This window comes from Cohnella soli (assembly GCF_042655525.1).
Lineage (GTDB): Bacteria > Bacillota > Bacilli > Paenibacillales > Paenibacillaceae > Cohnella > Cohnella soli.
Genome location: NZ_JBHSMI010000068.1, coordinates 35,738 through 54,601, shown reverse-complemented (window position 1 = coordinate 54,601; position 18,864 = coordinate 35,738). Strand labels below are relative to the sequence as shown.

Annotated in this window: 13 protein-coding genes and 1 pseudogene; 1 reads left to right on the top strand and 13 read right to left on the bottom strand. The window is 50.7% G+C overall.

Features of this window, described 5'->3' with window-relative positions; genetic code table 11:
- Window positions 1–300: 300 nt before the first annotated feature.
- Complete coding sequence (locus ACFPOF_RS33545; protein WP_378140573.1) at window positions 301–900, bottom strand: hypothetical protein; 600 nt, start codon at window positions 898–900, stop codon at window positions 301–303.
- 151 nt (window positions 901–1,051) lie between these two features.
- On the opposite strand from ACFPOF_RS33545, the gene ACFPOF_RS33540 reads away from it, so the two are divergent.
- The gene (locus ACFPOF_RS33540) at window positions 1,052–1,228 is read left to right on the top strand and encodes a hypothetical protein (RefSeq protein ID WP_378140571.1); all 177 of its coding nucleotides are present in this window, start codon (window positions 1,052–1,054) and stop codon (window positions 1,226–1,228) included.
- A gap of 473 nt (window positions 1,229–1,701) precedes the next feature.
- Here ACFPOF_RS33540 and ACFPOF_RS33535 read toward each other — a convergent pair whose 3' ends face one another.
- The 12 genes and pseudogenes from ACFPOF_RS33535 to ACFPOF_RS33480 form a co-directional block, all read right to left on the bottom strand.
- On the bottom strand, window positions 1,702–2,109 hold the full coding sequence (locus ACFPOF_RS33535; RefSeq protein ID WP_378140569.1) for an MOSC domain-containing protein: 408 nt from the start codon (window positions 2,107–2,109) through the stop codon (window positions 1,702–1,704).
- A 104-nt stretch (window positions 2,110–2,213) separates the two neighbouring features.
- Window positions 2,214–2,318 (bottom strand): annotated as a pseudogene (locus ACFPOF_RS33530) (MOSC domain-containing protein); the annotation flags it as partial.
- Window positions 2,319–2,596: 278 nt separating this feature from the next.
- Complete coding sequence (locus ACFPOF_RS33525; protein ID WP_378140567.1) at window positions 2,597–3,067, bottom strand: pentapeptide repeat-containing protein; 471 nt, start codon at window positions 3,065–3,067, stop codon at window positions 2,597–2,599.
- A 356-nt stretch (window positions 3,068–3,423) separates the two neighbouring features.
- Entirely contained in the window at window positions 3,424–4,548 is a 1,125-nt protein-coding gene (locus ACFPOF_RS33520) for a WG repeat-containing protein (protein ID WP_378140565.1), read from the bottom strand.
- A 141-nt stretch (window positions 4,549–4,689) separates the two neighbouring features.
- Window positions 4,690–5,958, bottom strand: a complete 1,269-nt coding sequence (locus ACFPOF_RS33515; protein ID WP_378140563.1) for an immunoglobulin-like domain-containing protein — start codon at window positions 5,956–5,958, stop codon at window positions 4,690–4,692.
- A gap of 154 nt (window positions 5,959–6,112) precedes the next feature.
- Window positions 6,113–7,486, bottom strand: a complete 1,374-nt coding sequence (locus tag ACFPOF_RS33510; RefSeq protein ID WP_378140561.1) for a DJ-1/PfpI family protein — start codon at window positions 7,484–7,486, stop codon at window positions 6,113–6,115.
- A 292-nt stretch (window positions 7,487–7,778) separates the two neighbouring features.
- Window positions 7,779–8,441 (bottom strand): DUF4386 domain-containing protein, encoded by a 663-nt coding sequence (locus ACFPOF_RS33505; RefSeq protein WP_378140559.1) that lies wholly within the window; start codon window positions 8,439–8,441, stop codon window positions 7,779–7,781.
- 67 nt (window positions 8,442–8,508) lie between these two features.
- Window positions 8,509–10,653, bottom strand: coding sequence for a winged helix-turn-helix domain-containing protein (locus tag ACFPOF_RS33500; RefSeq protein ID WP_378140557.1), 2,145 nt, complete (start codon window positions 10,651–10,653; stop codon window positions 8,509–8,511).
- Window positions 10,654–11,161: 508 nt separating this feature from the next.
- The gene (locus ACFPOF_RS33495; protein ID WP_378140555.1) at window positions 11,162–13,900 is read right to left on the bottom strand and encodes a discoidin domain-containing protein; all 2,739 of its coding nucleotides are present in this window, start codon (window positions 13,898–13,900) and stop codon (window positions 11,162–11,164) included.
- A gap of 12 nt (window positions 13,901–13,912) precedes the next feature.
- On the bottom strand, window positions 13,913–16,330 hold the full coding sequence (locus ACFPOF_RS33490; RefSeq protein WP_378140553.1) for a glycoside hydrolase family 31 protein: 2,418 nt from the start codon (window positions 16,328–16,330) through the stop codon (window positions 13,913–13,915).
- A gap of 77 nt (window positions 16,331–16,407) precedes the next feature.
- Window positions 16,408–17,865: an ABC transporter substrate-binding protein gene (locus ACFPOF_RS33485; RefSeq protein ID WP_378140551.1), complete on the bottom strand. Its 1,458-nt coding sequence runs from the start codon at window positions 17,863–17,865 to the stop codon at window positions 16,408–16,410.
- Window positions 17,866–17,988: 123 nt separating this feature from the next.
- Window positions 17,989–18,861: a carbohydrate ABC transporter permease gene (locus ACFPOF_RS33480; protein ID WP_378140549.1), complete on the bottom strand. Its 873-nt coding sequence runs from the start codon at window positions 18,859–18,861 to the stop codon at window positions 17,989–17,991.
- Window positions 18,862–18,864: the final 3 nt, after the last annotated feature.

Sequence of the window (18,864 nt, the reverse complement as noted above, 5' to 3'; positions counted from 1 at the left end):
CAATATGTCCCGCCATTTAAGGTTAAATCTCCTGAATGACGTTAGGATAATGGATTTTCGAGGGTCATTCTTTGTGTCTACTCTTTCGATGCAAGGTCAGTTCAAATGCCTCTGTTATAGCTTTTTCGATTTCCTCTGACGAATAACCCAAATGCAAACATCGTTCACGAACATGATTGACACTACATTGAATATCAACAAACAAGAACATAATCCGATTTAATAACGGTGTAGAGGGATCAGGTTTCCATCCCATCTGAGTATCCCCCAATCAGCGGCTTAATTGTGCTATCGTACCCATTAAGGATGTGTCATTACTTTCCTTGTGAGGTTACAAAACTCCAATAGGGAATACATAATTTGCAAACTGCGATATGATGAGGCTGGACCTTCCCTATCAAGTAGTTTTAGTAATGCAGTGAAAGCATCTTCATGAGTTTTGCTTATGAAGTCTGGGTACTCCCCATCGATTAAGCCAACTAAGCTGCTGTCATATAACGCATGAGCAAACGTCTGACATTTCTTTATTTTGGTCTTGTTCGACTTATCGCTTGTATGACGCCAAGCCCATAATGTTGAAATTTTCTCGAAATAATGATCATGATACTGCTGAAAAAATTCCGCAGTATAGGGAGCGAGACCCTCATCTTGAAGTTGTGCCGCAAGATCTTCCGCCACGATAGCGTTGCCTGACCCATTAGTTAGGTCATAACCCATGCGATTACGAATTGTAGGGTAATGAAGCAAGATTGAATTTTCGTAAAATGGATCTCTGTTGTCGCGATCATCCTCCCAAAACATTTTGTCAGCTTGAGTCGCATACGGTGGGAGAATGAGTGGTTGTAATATGACTTCGTCTTCAGGCAGTAAAGGAAAGTTCAAAAGTTCATTAGCAGGCATTTAGTAAATGACCTCCTCAAATATGTCACTACATTGACATCGAATCAAATGAAATAGTTACGTTATACTGCCCATTAGGGAACGGAGCGTGCGCCAAATTATTCATTTTGGAAATACTAAAACATACGATACATCACAGGGGGAATTAGATTTGAACGAAGAACAGTTTCGGCAAATGCGTAAATTAAGGAAAGAAATTAATCGAATACGTTCCGAATTAAGTAAACTCAATTTAGCAACAAACAACGGGACAATTCGAGAAGTCGAAGAGCAGTTGTCCGATTCTATAGATAAGTTGGATACTATCGAGGAAGGCTCATGGCTATAAATGAACAGTAGAATTATATCTTAGCTAATCAGGTTGCCGATTTACTGGTAGCCTGTTGTTCGTTGCACTATCGTTCTCCGTTAGCGCAATGACTGTTGAGTGGCTAACTTGCGGAGCTTTTCGGATAAAGCAGTGATATCTACATATAACTAATGACAATTCTTAGGAAAGGAGCACTGGACAATGACTGATGTGATTAAACCTAACGGCTCACAGTATGCGGCACCGCCTTCGGATGATCCGAAGAAGCAAGGCAGATCCGCAGCCAAGAAAAAATCGAAGTAATTCAGAATGAATAAAGCCGCCGATTGGCGGCTTTGTTGCCGTCATTAAAGGCAGGCACATACGGTGCTTTGCATTAAATTCAACAGCTGCTAAAAACAAGATCGCAGAGGTTCCATTATCAATATTTCTTCTAGCTTTTCTGAACAATCGTGTCCCGTTAGCGCAATACGAACTTGTTCAACACTTGTTCAATCAAATAAATAAACTTTCTGACCAATACGAATTTGCCCTGGCTTAATAACAGATGCATATAAGCCGAAGCATAAATTCATTTGCTCATTTACTTTCTTTAGCAGAGTGGCATCCCGTTCAAATGTATCAGGATCAAGCGTAATTATTGAACAACGCTCACAATAAGATTCAACCTTTAATTCTGCATCCCCAAATGATAATTGCTTTCCTATCCAAGCAGTTTCGTCAAATGTGTTTTCATCTAATGACACGATAATGTTAGCTCTAAATCGCCGTTTATCTAATTTCTTTCCCCATATCGATTCAAGTCTGCGTAAAGAAGAGTCTGTAATGATAAGAATACTAGCAAGGTCAACAGACATAAGGTTGGGGTCTTCAGGGTTCGGTGCTTTATAGTCCGCCATAGATATTTTTCTATTGGAGTATCTTTGAAGATTTCTCCGTTTGACGATGTAACACATATTTCGTTATCAACTAGTTTAGCCGTATAACCGATCATATTAGGGATATCTCTAGCAGTAATAAAACTATTCCAGCCTTCTTTTGTTTCATCATAAAAAGCGCAAAAACGGTCACCAAACAACCCGTATGTATCCACTCTACAAGCTTCCAAACTTTCTCCCGCAAACGATTTTACAGGATAGCGTGTTATTTCACTGATTTCCCCTAAAAGCAAAATTATTTCGCCTCCACAACATAACAATACCGCTATTATAATCCATTTTCTTTTTCTTGGAAATTAATCCCGATTTGTTGCTAATACCCTAATAGCTTCAGCGTTAAACTGCCCGTTAGCGAAGCAAAAGCGGCTGCCGAAGCAACCGTCATTTCACTATCGTACCCGTTAGTGAAGTAAATAAAAATGGCTGATTAGGCAGCCATTTTTGTCCTTTATTTGTTCTTGATTAATACCGCAATCAGGATACCGTTTATTTTCAATCCAGTAATGTCGCAATCAGTTATCTCAACATTTGATAAATCACAATTTCTTAATTGCCCATTAGATAGGTTGCAGTTATGAAAACTTACTGGTTTATATTGCCCATCGGGATTATAATTTCTGTCCCCCTCTTTAGGAAGAAACACATTATGAAATTCTGTACCAAATAATTTGACGTGGTCAATAACAGCGTGGCTAAAGTTAGCATGCTGAATGCCTAAACCTGACAAGTTTGCGTTCGAGATGTTAATTCCACTCATATTAACATCATTCAAAGTCATTTCACTCATATTCACGTTATTAATTTTCGTCTTCGCCAAACTGACATTGTCAATGTCAAGTTCCTCAGCTCTAACCTCCTGCCACTTAGACCCTGAAATATCTGCCTTTTGCAAATCCAATGGCTCCACCTTTAAGCTCATTCTCATATCCCCTTCGAATTAAAAATAGATCTGAATTTTTTTACTTCGACATGCGCTCAACATTTTCCTTTATTATCCACTTAACTATCCTGCCCGTTAGCTTAATGCCGCCGCGTAAGTATTTTCCTTGTCTACTACTATATAATCTCGGTCCAATACTTTATTTTTCAGTCTAAAACTTTATTTTCATTGAACATGGAAAACCTGCCCGCGATCGTAAAGTCAAATTTGACAGCACTAAAAATACTATCATTGGAAAATAACTGCACCCATTCTCCCTTATAAAGGGGACGCTGAGAAGCCCCTTCCACTCAACAGCTGGAAGGGGCTTTTCCATTTGTTTGCTACGGCTGAAACTACAAGCTGGGTTTCCACACAAATTTCCCCTGCGCGTTAATATAACCGAAAGGCGGATTGCTAGCTCCGATTTTATATTGTTCAATCGTCACTCGAGCCAAGCCGTTCATGAAAGGCTCGACGGAGCCGAATTGCGGCTTTATGACCGTCTTTCCCTTCTTGTCAATGTATCCCCATTGCTCGTTTTCATCGCTTCCGAAATTGACAGGTGCGAGCCCTTCATGGAACTCTTCAACGCTCTCGTATTTGGCCGGAATCACGAGTTTACCTTTCTTATCTATGAATCCCCATTTGTTTTTATCTAGCAGTACTGCCGCCAAACCTTCGTTGAATTCCACCGCCGATTGAAATTTCGGCTTGATAACATAACGTCCCGTTTTGTCGATATAGCCCCAACGCCCCTGATCATCTTCGACGGCTGCCAGGCCCTCTTTGAATAAAGTTGCGTCGCCAAATTGGTACGCGATCACCAACTGGCCGCTCTTATTGATGTAGCCGTACTTCCCTTCCAACCGAACCGGAGTCAGCCCTTCCTGGAAAGCTCCCGGTATACTCACCGGCACCCCTTCGTACTGCGGCTCAATCACAACATTCCCTTTCTTATCGATAAAGCCATATTTGGAGTTCTTGGACAAGTCGTTAATACTTTCCTGGTACAACAAGGCCACCCCCTCGTTGAAACCAAATGAAATCCCCCCGTTTAAGTCGATGACAACCTTGCCGTATGCGTCGATATAATGGGAGGTCATCTTTCCATTCTCGAACGTAAAGACTGCAGCCAATCCCTCATGAAATGTTATCGCATGGTCGTATACGGGTTTCACAACGATTTTTCCCGTAACATCGATAAACCCGGACTTCATAGAGTCCCCGAATTTTTGCTCGATCAAGGCTCTGCCCTCAGAGAAATCTTCCGCATAGCTGAATTGCGGTTTAATTTTTATTTTTCCGGACTTATCGATAAAACCGTATTTGCCTTTCTGCTGGATGACAAATAGCGGAGCGGACTTTACTTCGCTTGCGGAAACGCTCCAACTGGAAACGCACAAGCTTACAAAAACCATGAACGCGACACACAATTTAACGAATGCCGATCGGCGCAAATGAAAGACAACCCTTCGCATTGGAATATATTCCCTTACTCTCTTCTCCACCCGTTGTCCCATTACCTCCATATGACAAAAAACGCCCCGCGAAGGGACACGGGCTCGTGTCTAGCTTCGCAGGGTGCTTTCGGCAGTTCATTATTAAGTTCATTGTTCAATTCATTGATCGACTTTGACGCCCTTCGGCTTGACCGTGACTGAGAACGATTGTGTAACCGTCGCATCGCCTTTGGTCACCATCGCCGTCAAAGTCAATGTGACATCTTCGGAACCTTTGGCAGGGCGGCGCACATGTCCATTGTTTTCGATAACATTAGGGTTGCTAGAAATCCACTGAATTTTCGAACCGTTAGCCCCTTTGGACGGAAGTTTAATGTTTTTGGTCACTTCGGAAACGGGTCCCAGATCTATCGCAATCTTGTCTGCTTTCGCGGCGGCGATATCCGCAAGCTCATCATCGATAATCGCTTGCACGTTGGTGCTAATCACAGGTTGAGCAGCGAGCCAGCCGTAAGGAAAGACTCCGCTTTCCGTCTTTATCGGAATTTGTTCGTTAGCAAAAGAAAGCGACTTGTCTGCCGCTACCGTGATCTGCATGTGCACGATGTTTTGGCCGCGGTCTCTGCCGATAAGAAGCGGAATATTGTTGCCGTTCGCATCCTTGGCGGTAGTATTCAAATCCCGGTGGGCATGTGCTCCGAGAACGGCATCAACGCCCTTTAAACCTGCGACGGCATCAAAGATCCGTCCATTGGTATCTGTGTCGTGCTCTTCATGAATGTTCGCCACGACGATTTCGGCACCCTTGGCTCTCGCGTCAGCGGCTGCAGCATTGACCTCGCTAGCGATATCCTTCAGTTCGTACGCGTCGATCGTTCCTGGAACTTCGTATTGCGTATAATCTTCCGTAGCCGCGCCTACGATGGCAATTTTGACGCCGTCTTTCTTGAAAATTTTATAGGGCTCGAAAACCCGTTTCCCCGTCGCCCTGCTGTAAATATTAGCCGCAAGTAGCGGGTACTGAGCGGGAACGTTCTTATAGATTGTTTCAAGTCCCCAGTCGAACTCGTGATTGCCAACGGTCGAAGCTTCCATTCCGAAGGCGTTAAACACTCTCATAACCGCCGCTCCGCGCGTCAGTTCGGAAATTTCCGGCACGTATCTCCCTGCATAATTATCTCCGCCGCCAAGCACGAGTGTACCTGCCGGATTATTATTCTTCAGTTCTTCGATATTTTTGCCCATAACCGCAGCAATCGGATGATTCTCGTCGTCGATCAGCTTACCGTGAAAATCGGGGATTTGCAAAATATCAATGACTTTAGGGCCCGCTCCGGCCTCGACCTTCTTGAAAGGCAGCCCCCCTCCAACGATCAGCGTGAGTACAGTTGCGGTCGCTACCCATCTTTTCGCTTCTCTAGTAAACATTATACGATCGCACTTCCCATCCATTGGTGTATTTGTATTTGGACACGGCTTGTCTATTTTCCGCTCCTTTCTGCTTTATCGAATGCCGTGCCCCACCATTGTAAATAAGGAATGTTATCGGAAACATTGCGGAAGAACGTAGATAGGTAAAATTTTATATTTGATTAGTACGAGTACTCGCTTTCTTCCTGCGAATAAACCGCCGATCAATGAAATAGACGATAAGCAGAGTTAAGATCGCGAGCAACAACGGCGTGCCAACCGCTTCGAAGGAGAAGGGATTACCTTTCAATTTCAAATGGTCGGTCGCGCGGTATTCGAGCCGCTTGGCGGCAAACTTCGCCGTCCGAACATCCTCCTGCCTGGCCAAATCCTCGAATGCAGGATCCATTGCGAACCGATCCGCCGCATCCCGATGCAAGAACAGCAACTTCGCGCCGTTGCCGCTGTTGTTCCATTGACTGATGCTGTCGGCGGCTGCAGACTCGGCATCGGCGCCGACAACGATCATTTTCGCCAGCTTCGGCACATCCTTGATCTGATAACGCGCAACCAGGTTCAGGCCATGCTTCGTCACGATCGGTTCGTTCGCGCTGGACACGGTTAACGTCGTTGTCGTACCTGAAGCGCCATATGTGTCGAATGCGGCGGACAAATCCAACTCGTCTACGCCGTTGTACAGCAGCACGCCCGCTTTAACCTTGTTCCATTGATAAGCATTATTCAGAACGTATGTTATATCGCTTACTCCGACTTTGAACGGTTCCATTTGCGGGTTGGCTACATAGTCGTAAGAGGGATATTTCATCTCGTCGGCCACTTTCTTCGCCGCAGCTTCGCCCAATTGACGGGAGATGACATATAACGTGGCGTCGATTCCTGACGTCAGACCGGCAGATGTGACAATATTGTCTTGCGGGACGTAACGCTGATCTTTAACCCATTTGATTTCCGGATACTTCTTGATAAGCCGGTTAATATCTCCCCAGTGGGTCGCAGCCGATTTGCCGTTCAACAAGCCGGTATCCGCCAGATTCTCGGCTCCGTTACAGATGGAGATCAATGTCGTCTCGGCGCCGGAGTGCTTCCGAATCCATTCGCGAACAGGCGCATATTTTTTCTCTTTCAACATCGGCATAAAAGGAATGACGATAACGTCCGGACTTTTGCCGAGTTTGGCATCCATCTCGTCAAATGAATAATGAGGGACGACATCGAGTCCGCCGGTTAACGATTTAATGTCCCGATCAGGAGCAACTCCGTACACGTTGTAAGCCCCCGTCATCGCGAACATTTCATACGGGACGAGAAAATCGAATACTTCCGTTACTTCGTTGGCCAGCAGCACGGCTACTGTCGGTTTGTTGGCATCATACTCCGCTACTTGTACGTTTTTGAGTTCAGGGGCGGTTTTGTTGTAAACCGACATGGATTCATTCATGGTGCTGATGAACCCAAGCGTCCCAACCCCTCCTACAACTACTGCAATAATGACTGCATAAATAATGACGCGTAACGCCGTTTTCATTTACAAGTGCTCCCTCCGGTTAATTTCTCTTCCTGCATTAAAGATAACAGCAAGTGAAAAATTAGCCATCTGGCGGCAGTTGGGTAGCGGGGCTGGACCTTCGCTTGGAGGATTCACGGACCTTGGTCCAGCGCCTGATGATGACAAGACTCGAAAGGGCTATTTGTTATAGATTGCATAATGGTTGTCTTCAATGGTCTGACGTACGGCATAGGGTAGCCTCCAGTGTAAGCGTCTTAACATCCAAATTCGATTATAGAGCGCTTGCATGGAAGATCTACAGAACTTGGTGTCACTGGGTCGCCCTTTTCCCCGGTTCAACCCCCTTAATAATGAGCCAAAGCGGAAACAAAATTTCAAATATCGCCCCGGGGATAAACAGAACACTTCCAACATCTTCGCCTGCGATGGAGAGACAACTGCTTGCCAACAATGCCGCATAACCGATGAAGCCAATCACGGACAGCCAACGCGGGATCAGTTTCGATCGATAGAGTACAAAACATAATAACAAGCTGCCTACGCCAAGCACGATCATCGCAATATTGAAGAATATTAGCCGAATCTCTACAGCCGAATTTCCGAGCGCCTGGAAGTATACGCGATCGGAAGCTCCTGACGCCAAGTAATCTTCGCTTAACCCGATCAGCACAATCGGACAGATTAAACTGATGATCAGCAAGACGGACTCGATCATTCTCGAGCCGAAATACCCTAGCGCAAACGCTTCGTTATGCTTCCGCAGTATCGGGAACAACAGCATCGCGATTCCTATAACCGCCATGGCGTTAACGAATTCCAAAACCGCCCCTGCAACCACGCGTGATCGGTCCGGAAAAAGGCCGGACAGAAAATCCGGCCGCTGTAAAACAGAATCCAGAATCCCGTTGCCCGCCATGAAAGCACCCGTTGCCACTAGAAACAAAATCCCCGCCATTCTTGCCATTGCATTCATGTCGTTCTCCCCTTTAGCCTGTGTTAGGGGAAGTATAGCCGACTGAGCCATTGGGCCTGTAGACACTTTAGTGTCCTTTGGGGGAGTTCTTGAGCAAGTTCAGCTCAATGGCGCGTTTAATCGCCTCCGTGCGCCTTGAAGCCTGCAGCTTCTCGAAAATTCTGCGATTGTGCCCTTTCACCGTATCCAATGCCAAGAAAAGTTTATTGCCGATTTCCCGATTCGAGTACCCATCGGCGATAAGCTCCAGCACTTCGAGTTCGCGTTGGCTGAGCGGTTCGATGAGATTGCCATTTGTTCTGCGATTCTGAACAATGCGAATCCGTTCCAGACCAAGCTGAGCCTCGCGGAGAGCAGGAAGAGGCAGATCGCCGGCTAGCCGCAGCGCTTCTTCGTAATATTCCGCCGACTGTTCTGGATCGTTTTCCGCCTCTTGAATTTGACCAAGTCCGATAAGCGATGTCACAACCATCAGCTCATGACCCAACGTATGGCTGTAGGCTATCGCTTCATGATAGGCCTTACGCGCACCGGCACGGTCTCCGCTGCGATGGCAAGCAACACCTAACATCCAAGCGGCTGCCGCCCGAACAGGAAGGTTATCCGGATGGAGGTACTCCAATGCTCGGCGTGACTGGAAAATAACGGCTTCGATCTCATTTCTTCTGTCGACCCCGCCCTCTCTTGCAGGGGCAATGAGCTCGACAAGCTCATTGGTCTTATCCTCCAGCTCCGTAACTTGCATGGTCGCTTCGGCTGCCTGGAGCTTACGATGGCCATCGTCAGGTTTACCGGCCATCATCAACGATGCCAGGGCAGCCCGCGTTGCAGAAATCAGTCCGATCAGGTCTTTATTGCGAACATCCTGCGATGCGCCTTGAAGAGCAGCTTCTGCCGCTCGCAGCTTGGGCTCGACGTTTGTCGGTTTGCCCGCTATCAGCAACGCCGAACCATACATCACCCATAGCGAGGGTCTAGCATCCAGTTCGGCGACCGGCAACGACTTGAGCCACTGCAGCGTAAGACTTGCAGCACCGCGAAGATGCAGCGGCAATCCTCCGCCTTCCAGCAATCGTGCGGCTCGTGCAATATCCTCAGCTTCCACCGCGTGTCGGAACGCATCGATCTCGAAGCCATGGCGTTCGTACCATTCGCTTGCCCTCTTGTGAAGTTCCGCGATGTTGCTTCCATCCAATCTTTCTTGCAGCCTCCGGCGCAGAGATTCCGCAAACAGGTGGTGATAGCGATACCAGCGTCTTTCATTGTCCAACGGAACGACAAACAAATTGCTGCGCTCCAGATCTATTAAGCTTGGTACGCCGGTAGGCTCGGGAGTAAACAAGACATCATCGCAAAGTGAACCGCACAGGCGGTCGAGAATGGACGTCCGCATTAAAAAGCTCTGTACGTCATCGGGTAGCCGATGCAACACTTCTTCTACCAAATAATCCAACACAAAATGATGGCTGCCGGTGATCGTTCGAATAAAACGTCCGTTGCCCCGATCTCCCTCGATAGAGAGAGCAGCGAGCTGCAGACCGGCGGCCCATCCTTCCGTATGCATTTCCAGAGAGGCTATCTGGTCCAGAGGCAGGTTAAGCTCCATTGTCCGGTTCAGAAAACTTTCGGCTTCGGACAACGTGAATCTCATATCGGCCGCACGCAGTTCCGTCAATTGGCCGCGAGCCCGTAGTCGGGCAAGCGGCACTTGCGGATCTTCGCGGGTCGTCATGACAAGGTGCATTTGCGCAGAAAGATGGTTAAGCAGGAAGGATACCGCATCATCGACCGGTTTCGATCTTGCAGCATGATAATCGTCCAGGACAAGTATAAGGGGAGACGGAATTGCGGCAATCTCCTGAAGGAGAATGGCAAGCAGCGTTTCGATTGGCGGCGGTTCGGGAGATTGGAGCACAGCAAGCACACCTGCTCCTACCCCCTCTTCAACAGTTTGCAGAGAGTAGATGAAGCAAGTGAGGAACCGCGATATTTCGTTATCCTCTTCCTCCAGCGACAACCATGCCGCAGGCCGCCCGCAATCGGCGAGCCACTCGCATACCAATGTTGTTTTGCCATAGCCGGCAGGTGCGGAGATAAGGGTCAACTTACTCTGCCAAACATGCTGCAGCTTCTCCATCAACCGGATGCGAGGTACCGCATTCGGCCGCCGCGGCGGGATATAAAATTTGGTGGCCATTATGGGCGTATACATACAGCTATCTTATCATCGGCTGTTCCCGTCATCAATGAAAGCTGGTGTGGTCGCCACGATTACTAGATATACAGGTGATGTCCCAAAAGTGTTCGCATGACATGGGAACGTCCCTCTTCACACTTGAAAGGACCTCATTTTCCACCACTTCAAAGTGGGGGCTGAGGTCCTTTCTACGACGGTACAATCGACGCACAACCGACGATTGCTTCGAATGAGCGTCTGAGCGTCGAACGATTAACAACTGGACGAGCGAGCATATATGGATGAGAATTCACACAAAATCGGGAGGATCGGCAACTGGACGAGCATATGTGTATGAAAATTCGTACAAAATCGGGCAGATTGGCAACCGGACGAGCGTATGTGTATGAAAATTCGTACAAAATTGGGCAGATCGGCAACTGGGTGAGCGTGTGTGTATGAAAATTCGTACAAAATCGGGCAGATCGGCAACCGGACGGGGCATGTGGACGAGAAAAACGTGGGGCACAATTGGGACAGTCCCCTAATACACTTCGAATTCGGAAATCTGGGCGGCCGGCCAGCCGGTGTTGCCGGTAATCGTCACCCGCACGAACCGCGCCGACGTCTCGCCTATCTCAATCGCGACTTCGTTCGCTTTCGCCGGATCGAACGCATACGGCTTCGCTGCGGCGATCGACTTGAAGTTCTCGCCATCGGCGCTGGTCAGCACTTCGATCGTCTGCTCGCGAGTCGCCCACGCGTCCTGCGGCGGAAGCTTCAGCACGATGCGCCCGAATTTCTTCTCCGTGCCGAGATCAAGCGTCAACGCCTGCGGGAATACTTTCTGCGTGCTTTCCCAGTACGTGTACGGGTCGCCGTCCACGGTCAGCGCCGGCTCGAACGCCTCCGCCGTAGATGACGTCGCGAACGCCTTCGCCCCGAGCGCGAGGTTGATTTGTACCTTCACCTTAGGGAATGTCTCTGTCACCCTGCTCAACTCTGCGGAAGCTTTCAGCTCTACGTAGGCAACCTTCCGTTCCTTAATGAGGCCGACATAATCAAATATCGCCAACTCGCCTTCTTCCTTGACGGGAAGATCGACGATCTTCGCTCCGTTCGCCTCATAGGCGGCAGCGACGACGTGTGTCCAGTCTTGCCCCTTGCGGATAGCCAGCGTCGTGTCCGAGCCGATCGGCTGGTAGACGCGAATCGCGTCCTTCTCTCTTACCTCGATCAGATTATGCTCCCCGAGATCGAGGTCCCGCCCGTTCAGCTTCGCAAAGTTACCCGCCCTGCGGCTGCCGTCCGCGGCGGCAATCTCGTAACCGCCCGGCGCAAGCGAATCGTCGCCGCCAAGCGCGTACGCCTTCTCTTTGTTCCAGTTCGCCGTTACCATGTAGCTGCCGAAGTCCGTCTTCGATACGTCCGGTGCGGGAGACGAGAAACTTTTCACCAGACTGTCCGCATACTGAGACAGCACAAGCTTCTGGAACGCGCCGACGGCATCGACCCACGGATTCGCGACGCCATTGAAGAAGTCGGCGCTCAAGTTGTAGCCCATCGCCAAGTTCCAGTGCAGCATATCCTGATCGTCGGTCATCGTCTCCGCGGCCAGGTCATGCTGGAACTGCATCACCTTGTCGCGGAACAGCATGCCGGCCATCGGGTAATATTCCGTGTACGTCGCCGTCTTTTTCCGGTAGCCGAGTTGATCCCACAAATAGTTCGAACCCATAAAGCCGACGGCATCCTTCGCGAGTACGTCCGTACCGTCCTCCATGTACATCGGCTTCGTCAGGCCGCCGAAGTAATTTCGGACACCCTGAAAATACGCCGAAGACGGATCGGTGCCTTCCGGAATGATTTTGTTGTAGACGTACGGGGAATTGCGAATGCCCCATTGGTCCTCGAACAAGCCGTCGAAGCCGGCCACCTCAAATAATTTCTGATGCTCTTCCGACGTTCGCTGGATGAAGAACGGGTGGCCCGTGTTGACGACGTAGCCGCTATGTTTGCCGTAATCCTCCTGCGTGATCGTGCCGTTCTCCTTAACAACGACCAAGTCGTCCATCGTCACGCCTTCCGGCAGCTTGGCGAGCGTCGGAGAATGATTGCCCCACCAGCTCATGTTCGTGTACGGCACGACTTTGTTGCCCTTGATCTTCGCGTCCTGCATGAATGCGAGGAACGCTTTCTCCCCGCCCCAGTCCGTCGCCGGCGGATAGAAGTCCGGATAATTCTCGTCGTGTCCGCCCTTCTGAAAGCCAACGAGATGGATGACGCCGTTGTAGTTCATTTTGTCCACGTAGTTCGCGGTCAGGTTGTTCCAGCTTCCGTTCTGAATCGCCGAAATGTCCAGCTTGTAGAACGGCTCGGAGAAAAACGCCGTCTTCGCCTCTCCGAGCTTGTCGGCCAGCGACTTGTATTCGCCAATGCGGTTCAGTTCCCGGTAGCTGGCGATCGTTGCCTCGTAATCGCCGATCTCCAGCACGACGGAAGGGCTGCTCCATTGCTTATTCGGAACGATCCAAGTCTTGTAATCGTGTATGATGCCCGTTTTCCCGGCTTCCTTAACTTGACTCTTGAAACCGAGATCGACCGTCGCCGTCACGCCGCGATCGAGGTCGTACACCGCAAGCCCGCCGCCCTTCGTCCGCAGCCCGACATACGACGCAAACATAACGCCCGGGTACTGGTCTTGGAACGAGTTGCTTTCCGTGAAAAACGCCTGATTCAGCTTGGCGCCCGGCAAGAGCGGCAGCAGGCCGTCGTCTACCGATGCCGAATCGACGTTCAGCTCGTACGGGAACCGGAACGATTTGATCGTCTGCGCCGACCGGTTGTCGACCGCCGCATTCAGCACGACCCGATTGGAATCGTCGAACTTCGCCGTCACGTCGACTTTCACTTGCCCGCCGTAATGAAGAACAAGCTCGCCTTTTTTGCCGCTCCAGTCGTAAGAGAAGCTGTCGCTCTTCTTGCCGTTCGCGGAAGTGTCATCCTGCATGAAAGCCCACCAAAGCGCTTGCTCGCGGTTGCCCGACGTCAGCGTAACCGACGAAGCTTTGTTTTTCAAATAAGCGATCGCGCCGTTACTCTCGTGGAACGCGATTTCGTATTGCGGGTTGTCGACGACAAGCAGCCCGTCCTTGGTCTTGAAGCTCGCTTTCGCTTCATCCGGCGCCAGGAGCAAATAATAGGACGCGACAGCCACCGCGACGACAACGACGCCGACGGATACGCCGGCGAGACGCTTGAATGCCGCGCTGCGTTTGGACAAGCTCATCTCCTCCTACAATCGAATAACAAGCTCGAAAGCATTCTCTAAACGGACCGTCGCCCGCAACACTCTTTTGTCGCTGTCGTACGCCCATTCGACCACCGCGCCTCCAACACTCGCAACTTCCCGCGGCTTGGCCGCAACATGCAGAAATTCCAGTACGATCGCTTGCGCTGCGTCATCGGCCAAGCCGTCATGCGCAAGCCCGCACGCCAGCTTAAGCTCCTCTTCCGTCTCCTCGAATCGCCATTCGCGCACTCGATAAGCGCCCGATTCGAATGCATACGTGCGGCCGTCGTCCTCGTATTGCACGAAACGTCCGGAAGTCCGTTCGCCGCCGCCCGTATGGACGATCACGCTCAGTTCCCCGTTCGACGCTTCGCCCGTCGATTGACGCAGCGCTTGACGCGGAACGATCGCGCCGGCTTTGGCGAATACGGGCATCGATTCCAGCGGCGCGTCGGCCAGCACATGTTTGCCGCCTTCGAAGCGCTCTCCCGACCTCTCGTCATACCAGACGCCTTCCGGCAAATAAACCGCACGAGAGACGACGCCAGGACGATAGACGGGTGCGATCAGCAAGCTCTCTCCGAGCAGAAATTGATCGCATACGTTGTAGACGTTACGGTCTTCCGGATATTCCATCACCAGCGAACGCACGATCGGCAAGCCGCTGCGATGTGCCTCGTAAAATAACGAATACAAATACGGCAGTAGCCGGTAGCGCTCGCCAATATAATTGCGGCAAATCGCCTCCACCTGCTCGCCGAACCGCCAAGGCTCCTGGCGCGTCGTATCGATGGCGCTGTGATTGCGAAAGAAAGGGATATAGGCCCCCATCTGCGTCCATCTGGCAACAAGCTCCCCGGAAGCGTGATGGGAGAAGCCGCCGACGTCCGGACCGGCGAACGCGATGCCCGACATACCGAGATTCAGCACCATCGGGATGCTCATCGCCATATGCTCCCAGAAGCTGCGATTGTCGCCCGTCCATACGGTCGCGTAGCGCTGTATGCCGGCATAACCTGCACGCGTCAGCACAAACGGTCTTTCCCCGTCCATGTTCCGCCGCATCCCCTCAAATGTCGCCTTGGACATGAGGAAACCGTACAAATTGTGCCATTCCCCGTGTGTTTTCGGCTTGCCGTTGTTGCTGTGGACGACATCGAGATCCATCGTTTTGCTCTCGTTAAACACCGAAGGCTCGTTCATGTCGTTCCATATACCGCGAATGCCTTGCTTGATATAGAACCGATGGTGGTCCCCCCACCATTCGGCAACGGAGTCCTCCGTGAAATCCGGGAACGTGCTAAACCCCGGCCATACTTTCCCGATGAAAATGTCGCCCTCCAGCTTCCGGCAGAAGTAGCCGTTCTTGACGCCCTCCACATATACCGGATATTTGGGGTCTTTCTTGACGCCCGGATCAACGATCGGGACAAGCTCGAAGCCCATCTCCTTCAGCTCGGCGATCATGGCAAGCGGCTTCGGAAAACGTTTCTCGTCCCACGTGAACACGCGGTATTCGTCCATATAATGAATGTCCACATAAATAACGTCGCAAGGGATTTGCTTCGCACGGAAAGTGCGCGCGATGTCCAACACTTCTTCCTGGTTCATGTAGCTGTAGCGGGATTGCTGATAACCGATCGACCAGAGCGGAGGCATGTACGGCTTGCCGGTCAAATCCGTCAAACGCATGACAACGTCTTTGAGCGACGGGCCGCCGAGCACGTACAAATCCAGCTCGCCCGCCTGCGTGCTTACCGTGTACCGGTCTTCGCGGCTGCGCATATCGAACGTCGTTCTGCCCGGATTATCGAGCAGCAGGCCGTATGCGGGTTTGCCGTATTCGAAATGGATCAGAAAAGGAATCGATTGATATAACGCATCCGTATCCTGCACATGAGGCTCGTATACGTCGCTGTTCCACATCTCGTAACGTTCGCCGTTTTTGTCCAGAAACCCGGTTTTCTCTCCGAGTCCGTAAAAATGCGATTCCGCCGACTTCGCCGCCGAAAATGCAACTTGGGTTTTGCCGTCCCATGCAATCGATTGTTCATCCATCAACACAACACCGTTTGCGTTCAGCACACGCAGCGAGAACGGTCTCGTACCGATCTCCGCACGCAACTGGCCAGAGGAAATGACGATCTGCCCGTCCTTCTCCTCCACTGTTGTTTGAATACCGGGACGGTCGCCTTCAACAATCGCCGGCGTTACAGCCGTATCGGGCACGTCTCCGAAAAACAGCTTCACGCGCACGATGTCGTCGCGCACGAAGCGAAATAACACATTCGCATTCTCGCCTCGCACAATCGTATCGCCATTCATTTCGTCTATTCGGACGACCGCGCCGATTGTTCCATATATGGCCGTTTCTTTCGCGTCTCCCGGTTTGTCCGGCAAAATCTCTTCACTAGTCAGCATGCAATTCACCTCTGATAAGGGAGAGGGCTGCCCCTTGCAAACTGTCGTTTGCCCCGGGCAACCCTCTTCCGACCATTTTAAGACTTGATGTTGTTGTAGAATTTGTCTTGCATCGTTTTCGCGGCAACGTCCAATTGCGCTTTCAGATCAACGTTCGACTTGGAGAATACTTCTTGAATGACTTTCGTCATTTCTCCGTAGTACTCTTGCGTGTTGAACTGCGCTTCCGGTTTGCCGTCGAGCAGCGCCATCAGCTCGTTGCTGTATTGGTATACGTTGTCGTATTTGTCGTATACCGCTTTGACTTTCGCGCCGTATTCGGAGTCTTGCTTGAAGTATTGGATAACCGGCGGAACGAAATATTTGTTTTCCGTTTTGCGTTGCTTGATCGACTCTTCCGTCGAAGCGAGACCTTTGTCGGAGAAGTAGTCGAACACGGCGTATTGGAACGCGAGCTGCTGTTCGTCTTTCGTAGCGTTCGGGTTGATGACGAGGAAGTCGCCGCCGAGAACACCCGTATGCTTGCCGCCAGCTTGCGCCGCAGGCATCGGATAGACGGTTACGTCTTCCGGCTTCATGCCGCCTTGGTTGAGCGCTTGATCGACAGGACCGTCAGGACCGGCGATAACCATTGCCGTTCTGCCTTGCGCGAACGCGCCTACCGCGTCGCCCCATCCGAGCGCCCAGTCTCCCGGGATGACTTTAGCTTCTTTCAGCTTGCTGTAGAACTCAAGTGCTTTCAGCCCGGCTTCCGAGTTAAACGCCGCCGTTACTTTGCCGCCGTCTACCGTCTGGATTTCGCCGCCCGCTTCGAACAGGAAGTTCGTCCAGTTCCAGCCGGCTTCGTTGCCTTTGCCCATCGGCGCGATGCCCGCGATGCCCTTCTTCGGATCGGCGACGCCTTTAGCCGTGTTCAGCACATCGTCCCATGTCCAGTCGAGCGATGGAACGGCGACGCCTTTGTCTTTCAGCATTTTCGTATTCACGACCGTACCGACGACATAACCTTGCTGCGGAATGCCGAAGATTTTGCCGCCGATGTTGAATTGGTCGAGCAGAATCGGATTCAACTGATCTTTCTTGTCATACGCGTTGAACAGGTCCGTAATGTCGGCCGCCCAACCTTTCTCCGCCAGGAACTTGCCTTCCGTCGCATAGGTGTTGAACAATGTCGGCGCTTCGTTCGCGCCCATCTTGATGCCGATTTCGTTCGGATTGTATTGCCAGTCGCTCTTGACGATCTCGACGTTAGGATAAACTTCGTTAAAACGTTTGATTTTGTCGTCTTCCAGCGCGCGTTTCTCGGTTTGGTCAGGCGTCGGATAGTAGATGCTGATCGTCGCCTTCACTTTCGTCAGGTCTGTCGTTTCCGGCGTGTCGCTCGAAGGCGATGCCGGCGTCGTTGCGGACGGCGATGCCGCCGACGGAGAAGCCGCCGGTGACGAAGAGGCGCCGTTGTCATTGTTCTTGCCGCAAGCCGCCAGCACAACGCTGAATGCGAGAAGGCCCGTAATAACCGTTGATATCTTGCGCATTTGCTAATCCCCTTTTCGTGTGGTGTTTTCCTTACACGCTCATCATAATGGAGGCGTATTCGCCATGGAAATGTGCATTCCTATTTCGATTGTGTGCAGTTTTACGCATGCTGTCGAAGGCGATCAGCCCTTGACACTGCCCACGTGGAGGCCGCGGACGATATATTTCTGGAACAGCAGAAACACGAGAATCGGCGGAACCGTCACCATCGACAAGATCGTGAAGCGAATGTTCTGATCGAGTCTTCGCACGTCGATAACGTACTTGTAGATGGCCGTCGCAAGCGGATAATGCTTGTCGTCGGACATGATCAGAGACGGCCAATACCAATCGTTCCAAGCGGTTGCAAATACGAAAATCGAAAGCGTCGCGAATATCGGAACCGAGAGCGGAAACGCGATCTGGAAAAACAATCTCGGCTCGGACGCCCCGTCGATGCGGCCCGATTCGAACATCTCCATGTTGATGCCGTCGAAAAACGACTTCAAGAGCAGAAGAAAGAATGCGTTCGCTCCGGCCGGAAGCCAAAGCGCCCAGAACGTGTTTTTCAACCCCAAATCCACCAGGTTCACGAAGTTCGGAATGATGTAGGTCGTGGGCGGAATGAACAAGGTGATCAGGAAAAAGTACTGAATGGCCTTCTTGTACGGCACGTTCATGCGAGACAGGCTGAACGCCGCGAACCCGACGACAACAATCGTCATGACCATGTTGCCCGCGAAGATCGACAATGTATTGCGAGCGAACTGCGGCAGCTTAATGTAGTGCCACGCCTTGCTGTAGTTCTCGAAATGAACCTCGTGCGGAAAAAAAGTCGGAGGAAACGAGTTAACCTCCGTATTCAGCTTGAGTCCGTTAAAGAAGATGATGAGCAGCGGATACAGCATCGTGCACACCATGACGAGAATGACGAGCAACATTAGCGCATAGCCGAATTTAACGCCAGGTTTTTTCAAATCGTAATCCGATATGATGCCTCTGTCGATGGATTTCACCTC